Raw genomic sequence first — 12,967 nt, 5'->3', positions numbered from 1 at the left:
GTTCGCTCAGTCCTTATTTGGCGGCCGGCGCGGCGGCATCGGGCTTGCCCTTGGCGCCCTCGGGCTGCCACGGCGTGGCCTTGGCCGCCTCGCCCGGAACGGCGCGCTGGATGCCGGAGACCACGACCTGATCGCCCGCGGCCAGGCCGCTGCTGATCACCCAGTTGCCGCCTTGGCTGCGGTCGGCGGTCACGCCCTTGCGCGCGACCTTGCCGTCGCCGCCGACCACCAGCACGTAGGAACCGCCGGCATCGCGCTGCAAGGCCGCCTGCGGCACCAGGAAGGCGTTGGGCTGGTTGCCCAGCGTCGCCTTCAGGGTCACGTAGGTGCCGGGCAGCAAGGTCTTGTCCGGGTTGGGGATGCGCGCGCGCAGGGCGATCGCGCCGGTGGCCGGATCGACCACGTCGCCGGAAAAATCCATCACGCCCGGACGCTGGTAGACGGTGCCGTCGGGCAGGATCACCTGGACCTGGGTCTCGCCCTGGCTGCTGGCGCCCTGGGCGCGGCGGATCTGTTCCAGCTCGGACACGCTGAGCGAGAAGTTCACGTACAGCTGGTCGATCTGATCGACCGTGGTCAGCAGGGTCGCGGTGCCCTGCCCGACCAGCGCGCCCTCGGTGACCTGCTGCTTGCCGGCGCGACCGCTGATCGGCGAGCGCACGGTGGCGTAACCCAGGTTGATGCGGGCGTTGGCCAGCGCGGCCTCGGCCTGCTTCACCGCGGCCGAACCGCTGCGTTCGGCGGCCAGCGCGTTGTCGAGGTCCGAGCGCGAGATGAACTTCTCCGGGGCCAGGCGGCGCGCGCGATCGGCGGCGGCGCGGGCGTTGGCGTAGTTGGCCTCGGCCGAGGCCAGCGAGGCCTGGGCCTGGCCGACTTCGGCCTGCATCTGCGCGGGATCGATCTGGAACAGGACCTGGCCTTCGCTCACGTCGCTGCCTTCGGCGTACACGCGGCGCTGCAGCACGCCCGGCACGCGGGCGCGCACGTCGGCGCTGCGGTAGGCGGCCAGGCGGCCGACCAGATCCTTCTGCAGCGGCACGTTCGCCGGCTGCGCCTTGATCACGCCCAGTTCCGGCGGCGGCGGTGCGCCGCCGGCTTCTTCGTTGCCGCCACCGCAAGCGGTGAGGGCGAGGGCCAGCGCGAGGGCCAGGGCCGCGGAGCGCGGGATCATGATCATGGGGAAGACTCCGGTTCCATCGTTGTCTAGAGCGCGGGCGCTCGGTGATTGTTCTAGTCCCTATCCCGGGAAGCCTAACATTCTGGGTTCGGCGCCCACCCCCCATAAGTCACGGGGATCGCGCCATTACGGCACGTCGAGCCAATGCGAAAAACGGCTCGGCTCGGGCTCGGGCGCGAACGGCAGCCGGCCCCAGCAGGGCGCCCCCAGGCGCTGGCGCAGCAAACGGAAATTGTCATCGCGCCGTTCCATATGAGGGTCCATCTCATTGCCGATCCAGCCGGCCAGACGCAGGCCGTCGGCTTCGATCGCACGCGCGGTCAGGCGCGCATGGTTGATGCAGCCTAGCCGCATTCCGACCACCAGCACCACCGCCGCGCCCAGCTCGCGCGCCAGTTCGGCCTGATCCAGGGTCGCCGACAGCGGCGCGGCCCAGCCGCCCACCCCCTCGACCACCACCGCGTCGGCCTGCGCGGCCAAGCGCGCGTGCGCGGCCAGCAGGGGCGGCAATGCGACCTCGACGCCGTCCTGCGCCGCGGCCAGTTCCGGCGCGAGCGGCGCGCGCAAGGCATAGGGGTTGATGTCGGCGTAGGCGGGCGTGGGCGAACTGGCCGCCTGCAGCAGCAGCGCGTCTTCGTTGCGCAGGCCCTCGGGAGTGAGTTCGCAACCGCTCGCGACCGGCTTCATGCCGACCGCGCGCAGGCCGCGCGCGCGCAGCGCATGCAACAGCGCGGCGCTGGCGAAGGATTTGCCGATGCCGGTGTCGGTGCCGGTGACGAAGTAACTGCGCACGCTCAAGCCGACGCTTCCTGCGGCGATTGCCGCAACAGCCAGGAACGGTTGCGGCGCTTGGCGTACAACGGCATCGCCGCGCCCAGCCCCGCGTATACCCACACCGGCAGGGCCGCGATCAGTCCCGGCGCGTTTTCACCCGGCCAGGCCAACGCCAAGCCGCTCAGCAGCAGGCTCAGTACGGCGGTGCCGGTGAGGATCCAGTGCAGGCCGATCTCGGTGCCGGTCTCGTAGCGCTCGGCCACGCTCAGGCCCAGCGCGTCGGCGCGGCGCAGGGCATGGCGATTGAGTTCGCATACGATCCACGACAACAAACCGAAGCCCACCGCATAGACCATGAAGGCGGTCTGCAGATCGGCATTCCAATGCACGGGGTCGATGCCCAGTTCGCTCTTGACCCAGGCGCCGGTGAACATCGCCATCGCGCTGGAGACCACCATGCGCAGCGGATAGACGTAGATCATCACCACCAGCACCAGGGCCAGGCTGAGCACGATCGAGCGGCCGTCGTCGAGGCCGAAGCGTCGGCTCCAGAGGTTGTGCGCGCCCCAGAACAGCGCGATCAGCACGAAGCAGAATACGAAGGTCGGCACCCGCCGCAGGACTTCGCGCAGCTCGGCCACGGTGTCGGGCAGTTCGTTGAACAGGATCACCAGCATGGTCAGCGAGAACGCGAACGCGGCGTCGACGAAGCTCTCCAGCCGCGTCACCTGATGGCCGCGTTCGCGGAAGGCGGGCAAGCTCGGGCCTGGCACGGTCATCGGCATCCTCGGAGACGGACTTCGGGGGGCGGTATCCGGCCATGGTAATGCCCGGGCGTGCCGCTGCTACACTCAAGCTATGTTCGCCGCCAACCCTCTGTCCGGCAGCAAGCCGGAACAATACGACCTGCTCCTGGCCCAGGCACGCGCCCTGATCGAGGGCGAGCGCGACCGTGTCGCCAACGCCGCCAACCTGTCGGCGCTGGTCTACCACGCCCTGCCGGACCTCAACTGGGTCGGCTTCTACTTCTACGACGGCCGCGAGCTGGTGGTCGGGCCGTTCCAGGGCCTGCCGGCCTGTATCCGCATCCCGCTGGACAAGGGCGTGTGCGGGGCCGCGGCGTCCACCGGCCAGACCCAGCGCATCGCCGACGTGCACCGCTTCCCGGGGCACATCGCCTGCGATTCGGCGTCGAACTCCGAACTGGTGGTGCCTTTGTCCTTGAACGGCGAGCTGATCGGCGTGTTCGATCTGGACAGCCCCAAGCTCGACCGTTTCGACGCCGACGACCAGCGCGGCCTGGAAGCGATCGCGCAGGCCTTCGTGGAGTCGCTGCGATGACCGCCGCCCCCAAGCTGCGCAACATCGGCCCCAAGAGCGCGGCCTGGCTGCGCCAGGTCGGCCTGCGCTCGCACGAGGACATCGCCGCGATCGGCACGGTCGAGGCCTTCATGCGGGTCAAGCGCGCCGGCTTCAAACCCACGCTCAACCTGCTGTACGCGATCGAAGGCGCGCTGCTGGGCTGCCATTGGCAGGAGATCCCCGACCAGCGCCGCAACGAGCTGATCGCCGCCGCCGAGGCCGCCACCGCCCTGCTGCCCGCGCCGCGCAACCGCCCGGCCGCCGGCCCGGTGCGCACCACGGTGCTGACCGAAGACACCGTGGCGATGCCGCCGTCCTACGACGACGGCTTCGACGACGAGCCCGCGGGCGAAGGGCGCGACGAGGCCGAAGAGCGCGAGTAAGGCCGGGCGAGATTCGGGCCGCGCCTCGCGCGGGCCCATCCCAAGCCCGCTTCCACTGGCGGGCAAGCCCTCTGCAGTGGCGGAAGAAGGGCGGTAGCGAAGCCTTCCGACCCCTCCGTTCTCCTGCCCGCGGGAGAAGGTGTCCGAAGGGCGGATGGGGGCGCACGGCAAGGCGCTAGCAGCCCGCTCGCGCCAGCCCTCGTCCCCTCCTCCGGCTCGCCAAGCGCCGCCAACCCCAGCCCTTTGGCCCCCTTGCCCCCGAATCGCGTAGACTGCGCGCGCTTCGAGGTGACCCCCGGCATCCGCCGTCAGGGTTGAAACGGGAAGCCGGTGACGCCCCAGCGCTCCATCAGCGCGATCGGGCCAGCCCGGCACTGCCCCCGCAACGGTAAGCGAGTCGAGCGCGGCAACCGCCACTGTGCCCAGCACGGGAAGGCGCCGCGCACGGGACCCCGGTCCCGGCTCGCGAGTCCGGAGACCGGCCCCGATGCGCGACTGGTTGCGATGCGGAGGGCGTCGCGGCGGCGACCGTCGGCGCGTCCAGCGCCCGCATTCGCGGCCCTCTCTCCTCGCGACTCCCTCGATCGACGGCGCGGCACGACCGCCGCGCCCCTGGAGTTTGCTCATGCGTGTTCCGAAGCTGTCCCTGGCCATCGCCGCCGCCCTCGCCCTGCCCGCTCTCGCCCAGGCGCAGCCGAACGACGAGGCCACCGATCTGGACGACGTCGTCGTCACCGCGACCCGTACCGCGATCAGCGCCAACGACGCGCTCGCGCCGGTCGAGGTGATCACCCGCGACGACATCGCCCGCAGCCAGGCGCGCTCGCTGCCCGACCTGCTGCGCGGCCGCGCCGGCATCTCGATCGGCAACCAGGGCGGCCTGGGCAAGCTGACCACGATGTCGCTGCGCGGCGCCGAGACCGACCACGTGCTGGTCCTGGTCGACGGCGTCCGCATCGGCTCGCCGACCTCCGGCCTGGTCTCGTTCCAGGATCTGCCGATGGCCCTGATCGACCGCGTCGAAATCGTGCGCGGCCCGCGCTCCAGCCTCTACGGCGCCGACGCCATCGGCGGCGTGATCCAGATCTTCACCCGCCGCGACCGCGGCGCCGTCGCGCCGCGCGCCAGCGTCACCGTCGGCAGCCACGGCGGCCGCGAAGCCAGCGCCGGCATCGGCGGCCGCCTCGGCCGCGGCTGGTTCGGCGCCGACGCCGCCTACCAGCGCAGCGACGGCATCAACGCCTGCACCGGCTCCAGCACCCTGTTCGCCGGCTGCTTCACCGAGGAGCCCGACCGCGACGGCTACCGCAACCGCTCGCTGTCGCTGCGCGGCGGTTTCGACGCCACCGACACGCTCAGCTTCGAAGGCCACGCCCTGCGCGCCGAAGGCGAGAACGAATACGACGGCAGCTTCGTCAACTACTCCGAAGTCGTGCAGCAGGTGATCGGCGGCAAGGCCACCTGGCGCCCGAACGACGACGTGCGCCTGCAGTTCAGCGCCGGCCGCAACCGCGACTCGTCCGATAACTTCCTCGGCGACGTGGCCAACGGTTTCTTCTCCACCGACCGCGACAGCGTCACCCTGCAGGGCGATTTCGGCGTCGGCGAAGGCCAGCTGTTGAGCGTCGGCTTCGACTGGCTGCGCGACCGCGTCGACAGCGACACGGCTTACGACGAGAGCGAACGCGACAACCGCGCCGGCTTCGTCCAGTACCAGGGCCGCTTCGGCGCGCAGTCGATCGAGGCCAGCCTGCGCCGCGACGACAACGAGCAGTTCGGCGGCCACACCACCGGCAGCATCGCCTGGGGCCTGGGCTTCGCCGGGAACTGGCGCCTGACCGCGGGCTACGGCACCGCCTTCAAGGCTCCGACCTTCAACGAGCTCTACTACCCGTTCTTCGGCAACCCGGCGCTGCGTCCGGAAGAGTCCAAGACCTGGGAACTGGGCCTGGCCTACCGCGGCGAGCGCTTCAACGCGCGCATCGACGGCTTCAGCACCCGGGTCGACGACCTGATCGCCTACGACGCCTCGATCTTCCTGCCCAACAACATCGAGCGCGCGCGCGTGCGCGGCGCCGAGATCGGCGTGGACACCACCGTCGCCGACTGGACCATCGCCGCCAGCGCCAGCTTCCTCGACAGCGAGAACCGGGTCGGCTTCTTCGCCGGCAACGACCTGCCGCGCCGCGCCAAGCGCAGCGCGCGCGTGGACATCGACCGCGCCTTCGGCGATTTCCGCTTCGGCGTCACCGCGGTCGCCTCCGGCGCGCGCTACGACGACGTCGCCAACAGCCGCCGCGTCGGCGGCTACGGCACCATGGACCTGCGCGCCGAATACGCGTTCACCCCGTCCTGGTCCCTGCAGGCGCGCGTGGCCAACGTCTTCGACCGCGACTACGAGACCGTCTCGTTCTACAACCAGCCCGGCCGCGAGTGGTTCCTGACCCTGCGTTACGCGCCGGTCGACTGAGCCGGACCGCCCGCCCTGCCCGAAAGCCCGGCCTCGGCCGGGCTTTTGCGTTCCTGCCGTCTAGCTTGATGGCACATGCATTGCGTAAGCCATCCGCTGAATAGGTGGCAAACAGGCGGGCTGGGGCCGCCGGCCCCGTCGCCGATCACGCCAGGCATCGCGGCATTAGGTAACGTGTTCCTGCCCGACCGCGGCCGAGGGGACCGCTCGCCCCCTCTGGCCGCCCATACAAGCACCCGGATTCGCAGCGCCAGAACAGGACACCGCAGCATGTCGTCGAAACGGCCGCTCCTCGACAGGCGCCCTACTTGGCCAGAGCCCGGCGGCGCGCACACGGACGCCGCCTTCGCGCCCTTCCTCATCGGCTCCACGGCAGCCTGGCCCGAAACCTCGCGGGCAACGCCATGAACCGGGTCGACGCACGCGCCCTGGCCCTGTTCGACGACTATGTCGATCTGCCGCCCGCGCAGCGCGAACGCGCGCTGGCGGAGTTGTCCACGCGCGATCCGGAACTGCACCGCGCCCTGCGGGCCATGCTGGCCTCCGACACCGGCGCGCGAAGCGAGGCGCTGGACCGATCGGCGGCGGCGGTGATCTCCAGCCGGCAGGCACCGTCCGACCAGGGGGAGCCGACAGCGGCGGGGCCGGATCCGCGGATCGGAACGCGCCTGGGCGCCTGGCGCATCGAGCGATTGATCGCGCACGGCGGCATGGGCACCGTGTACGAAGCCCAGCGCGACGACGGCCATTACCGGCAACGCGTCGCGCTCAAGTGCATCCTCACCGAACTGGTGACGCCCGCCCTGATCGCGGCGTTCCGCGACGAACGCGACGTGCTGGCGCGGCTGGAACATCCCGGCATCGCCGCCTTGATCGACGGCGGCGTGGACGAAACCGGCCACCCCTGGTTCGCGATGCGCTACGTCGAGGGTATCGCCATCGACGCCTGGTGCGACGGCCGCGACGCGGGCATCGACCTGCGCGTGGATTTGCTGATCCAGGCCAGCGAGGCGCTCGCCTACGCGCACGCGCAAGGCGTCCTGCACCGCGACATCAAACCCTCCAACCTGATGGTCACCGCCGACGGCCGGGTGCATTTGGTGGATTTCGGCATCGCCTCCACCTTCGTCGCGCGCGAGGGCGCCGAGCGCGAGCAGATCGCGCTGAGCCGCGACTACGCCGCCCCGGAAGCGCGCGAACGCGGCGCCAACGGCCCGGCCACGGACCTGTACGCGTTGGGCGTGCTGAGCTATCGCCTGTTGTGCGGGCAATGGCCGTCGCCGCTGCACACGCTGCGCGATCTCCTGCCGGACGAGACCGGCGGCCAGGCCGTGCCGATGGATCGACTGGTGGACGAGGCCTCCGCCGAGGCCGCGCGGCGACGCGGTCTTGCCGATGCGGCCGCGCTCAGGCGCGTGCTGGCCGGCGACCTGTCCGCGCTGGTGCGCAAGGCGGTGGCCGCGAAGCCGCAGGACCGCTACCCCAGCGTCAAGGAGTTCGCCGAGGAACTGCGGCGCTGGCGCGAGCATCGGCCGCTGGCCTTGCGCGGCGACGATGTCCTGTACCGGGCGCGCAAGTTCCTGCGCCGCCATCGCCTGTCCGCCGGCATCTGCGCCGCGGTGGTGATCGCCGGCCTGGCCGGCGCCGGACTGGCCTGGCGCGAACACCGGGCGGCGGTGCGCGAGGCGCAGGCCACCGCCGTGGTCAGCCATCTGTTCGCCTCCACGCTCGGCACCGCGACCCTGTCGGGCCTGGGCAGCACGCCGTTCTCGTCGAAGGGCCTGCTGGACAAGACCGAACGCGAACTGCGCGAACTGCCGCTGGACGAACACCCGCTGCTGCGCTCGCGCAGCCTGGCGACCCTGGCGCGCAGCTACGCCGTGCTCGGCGACTACCGCCGCGCCAGCCTGCTGGCCGCCGAAGCGCAGCGCGCGCTGGGCGACGGGCACGACGACGACGGCTTCATCGCGGCCACGCACCTGTCGATGCTCAACAGCTATGGCCGCTACGCCGACGCGGCGAGACTGGCGCAGCTCCAGCTGGATGCGCTGGGCGACCGCGACGATACCCGGTCGATGCGACTGACCTTCGGCGCCGAACTGGCGAAGGCGCAATGGGGGCAGGCCGACACCCTGGCCGCGATCCGCACCATGGACCGCGTGCTGGGCCAGGCCCAGCACCTGCCGAAGGGCCACGAGGAGATGCAGGCCGAGCTGCTGTTGGTGCGCGCGAACTTCCTGCATCGGATGCTGCGCTTCGAGGAGGCCGAGGCCGACGCCAAGCGCGCCGAAGCCCTGGCGCGCCCGCTCAATCCGGTGCTGGCCGACGATGCGCTGGAGATGCAGGTCGTGATCCTCGGCCGCCGGATGAAGCCGGGGGTACTGGAGCGCGCGCAGGAGCTGGTCGCCAACCGCAGCCGCCACCTCGGCCCGAACCATCCCAAGACCGCCCAGGCCACGGTACGCGAAGCCTGGGTGCAGTACCCGCGTCCCGTGCCGGGCGACGTCAAGGGCGCGCTGGCGCAACTGGAGGCGAGCTACGGACGCGAGAACCCCAACTACGCCGCCGCCCTGGGCAGCGTGGCCTGGGCGATCGCGCGCGACAAGCAGGACCTCGTGCGCCTGCTGCGCGAGGCGCTGGCCACGCTCGAGCGCACCGCCGGTCCGCGCGCCGAACTCACCATCGCGCTCCGGGGCAACCTGGGCGCCGCCCTGGTCGGCCTGTCCGGCGCCGATCGCAACCCACGCGATTTCGCCGAAGGCATCGAGCAGTTGCAGCGAACGATCGCCGCGAAACAGCTGTCGGGCATCGCCGCGCCCTACGAACGGCGCCAGATGGCCGCGGCCATCATCGGAGACGGCGACCGCGCGCGACTGTCCACGGCCAGCTACCACTTACAGGAAGGCATCCTCGAGGCCGAGCGCTATTACGGCGGGCGCGACGACCTGCTGCGGCAACAGCTGGGCCAGCTCAGCGATCAGTTGTTGTATCTGCAAGGTCATCGAGAACGAGCCGACCTGGGCATCGCCAGCCGTATCGGCAGGCATCGCGACATCCTCAATGCCGCGGCGATCGGGCGAACCAACGAGCAGTATTCGCGCGCCCGGCTGCTGAACCAGGCGCTGGTGTACCGCGCGCTGTACGCGCACGAGACCTGCCGTCAGGCCGAGGCCGCGGGCTATCTGGAGCAGGCGCTGCGTTTCGACGAACGCGTGCTCAAGCCCGACGACGGCCTTACGCGGACGGTGCGCAGCTACCGCGACAGCCTGCGCGACCGCGGCCAGATGCTGGACGGCACCGACGCCCTGTGGATATCGAAAGCGGAGAACGAAGCGGTGAACCAGCGCGCCCGCGCCTGCAAGAACGCTGGCGCGCCCGCGTCGCCGGCCGAAGGGGCCGCGCGGCGATAAGGCCGCGCCCGACGCGGTAACGCGCGCGGCCGCGAACGCCCGCCGGTTTGACGGCGGCGGACGCGATCGCGTATCGACCGCTTCCTGCGCCTGCGCGTTCGCGCTGTACCTCTCCTGGCCCGGCTCCTCGGTCTGGCGACGCATCGCGCAAGGCTCAGGACGCGACGATCACCGCCCGCCGCAGATAGGCCTGCGCCGCCTCGCGGTCGCGCGCGACTTCCTCGCCCAGCCATTGGCGGAACTTGGCGATCTTGCCGCCGTGCTGGCGCGCACTGGGGTAGGTGAGCCAGAACGCGCGGCCGTCGCCGGCGACGAAATCGTGTGCGGGCACCAGGCGTCCGCTCTCGAGTTCGTTGCGGAACAGGATCGGCGAACCGATCGCGATGCCGTGGCCGGCGACCGCGGCGGCCACGTCCAGGTGCTCGGCCGACAGATGGGTGCCGAAACCGCCGGGCGCGGCGTCGGCGTGGCCTTGCGCGCGGTACCACAGCGCCCACCAGTCCGGCCGCCCCAGCCGGGGTACGGCCAACGGTCGGCGCGGATCGCCCAGCTCCGCCGCGGCCGCGCGCAGGGCCGGCGCGCACAGGGGCATGAAGATCGCGGGGAACAACTCCATGGCCTGCAGCCCGGGCCAGCTGCCGTGGCCGTTGCGGATCGCCAGGTCGTAGCGCCCGATGCCCAGGTCCTGGGCCTCGACCGACAGATCCAGTTCCAAGGCGATCTGCGGATGGCGCGCGCGGAAGCGCCCCAGCTTGGGCGTGAGCCAGCTGGTGCCCAGGGTCGGCAGGGTGGTCAGCGACAAACGCGACTCGTCGATGTCGACCGCGCGGATGAAGCTGGCGCGCAGCGCGGCGAAGGCGGCGATGGCCTCGCGCGCGACCAGTTCGCCCGACTCGGTCAGCTCGACCCGGTGCGGATGGCGCCGGAACAGGGCCACGCCGATCTGCTCCTCCAGCCGGCGCACGTGGTAGCTGACCGAGGCCGCCGAGGTGTCCAGTTCCTGCGCGGCCTTGGCGAAACTGCCCAGCCGGGCCGCCGATTCGAAGGCCCGGATCGCGGACAGAGAGGGGAAGCGCGATGCCTGGACCATAAGTGTGACTTAGCCTGCGGCCGCGAATTTGCGTCGTCAACCGTGCCGGCCGCATTCCATGCTGGCGCCGTCGATCCGCCCACCGCCACAGGGACCGCGCATGCCCCCTCTCTTCCTCCGTTCCGCATCCCCGACCACCGCCGAGGCCGCCGGAGCGCCCGCCTCGCCCGACCGTCGCGGCTTCATCGCCCGCGCGGGCCTGGCCGGTGCCGCGGCGCTGGCCCTGCCCGCCTGGAGCTGGGCGAAGGCGCCCGCCGCGGTCGCCGCCCAGGCCGGCCCGCATGCGCGGGACTGGGCCTGGCTGCTGGGCAACTGGGAGGTGCGCCATCGCCGCCTCAAGGAGCGGCTGACGGGCAGCCAGGATTGGCAGGACTTCGCCGGCAAGAGCGCCTGCTGGGCGACCCTGGGCGGCCTGGGCACCATCGACGACAACATCGTCGACCTGCCCGGCGACCCCTACCGCGGCCTGGGCATCCGCGCCTTCGACCGCGCCTCGGGCCAGTGGTCGATCTGGTGGCTGGACGCGCGGAATCCCACCCATATCGATCCGCCGGTGCGCGGCGGCTTCGACGGCGACGGCGGCCAGTTCCTCGGCCGCGACACCCTGCGCGGCAAGCCGATCCTGATGCGCTTCCGCTGGCACGACATCCACGGCGCGCAACCGTGGTGGGAGCAGGCCTTCTCGCCCGACGACGGCGCCAGTTGGGAAGTGAACTGGCGCAACTACTTCACCCGCACCGCGGCGCGGCCCTCCCCCCTGGACAAGCTCGCCGGCGCGCCGCGCGATTTCGACTTCCTGGTCGGCGAGTGGCAGGTCAGCCACCGCCGCCTGCGCCAGCGCCTGGTCGGCAGCCAGGACTGGGACGAGTTCGGCGGCACGCTGCGCAATTGGCCGGTGCTCGGCGGCCACGGCAACGTCGGCGACAACGTCTTCGAATTTCCGACCGGCACGGTGCGCGGCGTCGGCCTGCGCTCCTACGATCCGCAAGCCAGGCAGTGGCTGAGCTGGTGGCTGGACGGCCGCACGCCGACGTCGATCGCCGCGCCCGTACGCGGCGGCTTCGACGCCCAGGGCTTGGGCAGCTTCATCGGCGACGACAGCCTAGACGGCAAGCCGATCAAGACCCGCGTGCTGTGGTCGCGCATCACGGCGCGCTCGGCGCGTTGGGAGCAGGCCTGCTCCAACGACGGCGGCGCCAGCTGGGAAACCAATTGGATCAGCGATTTCGTGCGCAAGGCCTAGGAGGGCGATCGATGCGCGCGGAAATCGCAGCCAAGCACGCACTCCTCCTGGCCGCGACCTGCGCGCCGGTACTGGCCGCGATCGCGAGCGGCGCCAGCGCGCCCGCGATCGCGGACGAAGCATCGAAGCCGGTCATCGAGATCCTCGATGCGCCCACTGTGTTCGCGCCCGGCATCGCCTCCACGCGCCACGCGGAGATCCGCCTCACCCTCAGCCCCGACGGCCGCACCGCGCTGTGGTTCAGCCGCGACCGGCCCGGCGGCGCCGGCGGCTACGACATCTGGATCTCGCGCCGCGGCGCGCAGGGCTGGAGCGAAGCCGCGCCGGTGCCGTTCAATTCGCCGGGCCGCGACTTCGACCCGGCGTTTTCCGCCGACGGCCGCAGCATCTACTTCTGCTCGGACCGCCCGGGCGGCCTGGGCGCCGACGACCTGTGGCGAGTGGCGGTCACGGCCGACGGCTTCGGCCAGCCCGAGCACCTGGGCGCGGCGGTGAACAGCGCCGGCAAGGAGTACGCGCCCATGCTGTCGGCCGACGGCCGGCGCCTGCTGTTCTCCAGCGACCGCCCGGGTGGCGCGGGCGGGCTCGATCTCTACGTCGCGCACCGGCGCGGCAAGGGCTTCGCGGCCGCGCACCGCTTGAGCGGCGACATCAACACGTCCGCCAACGATTTCGATGCCAGCTACCTCGGCGACGACGTCAGCATCGTCTACTCGCGCGCGCAGGATTTCCGCACCGATCGCGTCGACCTGTATCTGGCCAGACCGCAAGGCGATGGCTACACCGCGGGCCAGCGCCTGCCGCTGAGCGTGAACAGCGCGCGGACCGACAGCTACGGACCGATGCTGGACTGGTCGCAACGCGATCGGCTGCTTTACTCGGCCCAGCGCGACGGTGCGCAAAGCATGGAGCTGTACCTGGTTCGCTACCGCCTGCCGCCGCAGGCCGCCGATACGGCACGCGAGCACTCGACGGACAGCGTCCCCAAGCACTAGGCTCTCGACGGCGACGGAAGGCGCAACCGTCGTCCTCCGCTCGACGCGCGAGGAGCCCTTGCG

The 12,967-nt window shown here is 71.4% G+C and carries 10 protein-coding genes and 1 riboswitch; of the genes, 6 read left to right on the top strand and 4 right to left on the bottom strand.

Translation table 11 applies throughout. The annotated features are described in order from the left end of the window. Positions 1 to 13 precede the first annotated feature (13 nt). From V1318_RS17005 to V1318_RS16995, 3 genes are all read right to left on the bottom strand, one after another. A complete protein-coding gene (locus tag V1318_RS17005) occupies positions 14 to 1,177 on the bottom strand; it encodes an efflux RND transporter periplasmic adaptor subunit (RefSeq protein WP_332940923.1) in 1,164 nt (387 codons plus the stop codon). Positions 1,178 to 1,303: 126 nt separating this feature from the next. Beyond that, the gene (gene bioD / locus V1318_RS17000) at positions 1,304 to 1,975 is read right to left on the bottom strand and encodes a dethiobiotin synthase (protein ID WP_332940922.1); all 672 of its coding nucleotides are present in this window, start codon (positions 1,973 to 1,975) and stop codon (positions 1,304 to 1,306) included. Beyond that, entirely contained in the window at positions 1,972 to 2,730 is a 759-nt protein-coding gene (locus V1318_RS16995; protein ID WP_332940921.1) for a TMEM175 family protein, read from the bottom strand. Before V1318_RS16995 ends, bioD begins: the two co-directional genes overlap by 4 nt. Positions 2,731 to 2,809: 79 nt before the next feature. Here V1318_RS16995 and V1318_RS16990 point away from each other — a divergent pair, with 79 nt between their 5' ends. The 4 genes from V1318_RS16990 to V1318_RS16975 all read left to right on the top strand — a co-directional run bounded on the left by V1318_RS16990 (position 2,810) and on the right by V1318_RS16975 (position 9,576). After that, the gene (locus V1318_RS16990) at positions 2,810 to 3,292 is read left to right on the top strand and encodes a GAF domain-containing protein (RefSeq protein WP_332940920.1); all 483 of its coding nucleotides are present in this window, start codon (positions 2,810 to 2,812) and stop codon (positions 3,290 to 3,292) included. Beyond that, positions 3,289 to 3,696 (top strand): TfoX/Sxy family protein, encoded by a 408-nt coding sequence (locus V1318_RS16985; RefSeq protein WP_332940919.1) that lies wholly within the window; start codon positions 3,289 to 3,291, stop codon positions 3,694 to 3,696. Before V1318_RS16990 ends, V1318_RS16985 begins: the two co-directional genes overlap by 4 nt. Before the next feature lie 269 nt (positions 3,697 to 3,965). Continuing rightward, a riboswitch (cobalamin riboswitch) is annotated at positions 3,966 to 4,198 on the top strand. A gap of 123 nt (positions 4,199 to 4,321) precedes the next feature. Next, positions 4,322 to 6,166: a TonB-dependent vitamin B12 receptor gene (gene btuB, locus V1318_RS16980; RefSeq protein ID WP_332940918.1), complete on the top strand. Its 1,845-nt coding sequence runs from the start codon at positions 4,322 to 4,324 to the stop codon at positions 6,164 to 6,166. A 404-nt stretch (positions 6,167 to 6,570) separates the two neighbouring features. Next, entirely contained in the window at positions 6,571 to 9,576 is a 3,006-nt protein-coding gene (locus V1318_RS16975) for a serine/threonine-protein kinase (RefSeq protein ID WP_332940917.1), read from the top strand. A 154-nt stretch (positions 9,577 to 9,730) separates the two neighbouring features. On the opposite strand, the gene V1318_RS16970 is transcribed toward V1318_RS16975, so the two are convergent. Continuing rightward, positions 9,731 to 10,666 carry a LysR substrate-binding domain-containing protein gene (locus V1318_RS16970; RefSeq protein WP_332940916.1) on the bottom strand — a complete coding sequence of 312 codons (936 nt, stop codon included), beginning with the start codon at positions 10,664 to 10,666 and terminating at the stop codon, positions 9,731 to 9,733. A gap of 100 nt (positions 10,667 to 10,766) precedes the next feature. Here V1318_RS16970 and V1318_RS16965 point away from each other — a divergent pair, with 100 nt between their 5' ends. Continuing rightward, positions 10,767 to 11,909 (top strand): hypothetical protein, encoded by a 1,143-nt coding sequence (locus V1318_RS16965; RefSeq protein WP_332940915.1) that lies wholly within the window; start codon positions 10,767 to 10,769, stop codon positions 11,907 to 11,909. An 11-nt stretch (positions 11,910 to 11,920) separates the two neighbouring features. Further along, the gene (locus tag V1318_RS16960; protein ID WP_332940914.1) at positions 11,921 to 12,904 is read left to right on the top strand and encodes a hypothetical protein; all 984 of its coding nucleotides are present in this window, start codon (positions 11,921 to 11,923) and stop codon (positions 12,902 to 12,904) included. Positions 12,905 to 12,967: the final 63 nt, after the last annotated feature.

Source organism: Lysobacter sp. CCNWLW3 (assembly GCF_036697405.1).
Taxonomy (GTDB): domain Bacteria; phylum Pseudomonadota; class Gammaproteobacteria; order Xanthomonadales; family Xanthomonadaceae; genus Lysobacter.
Note: the sequence above shows the minus strand (reverse complement) of the source record. Positions and strands in the feature narration are given on the sequence as shown.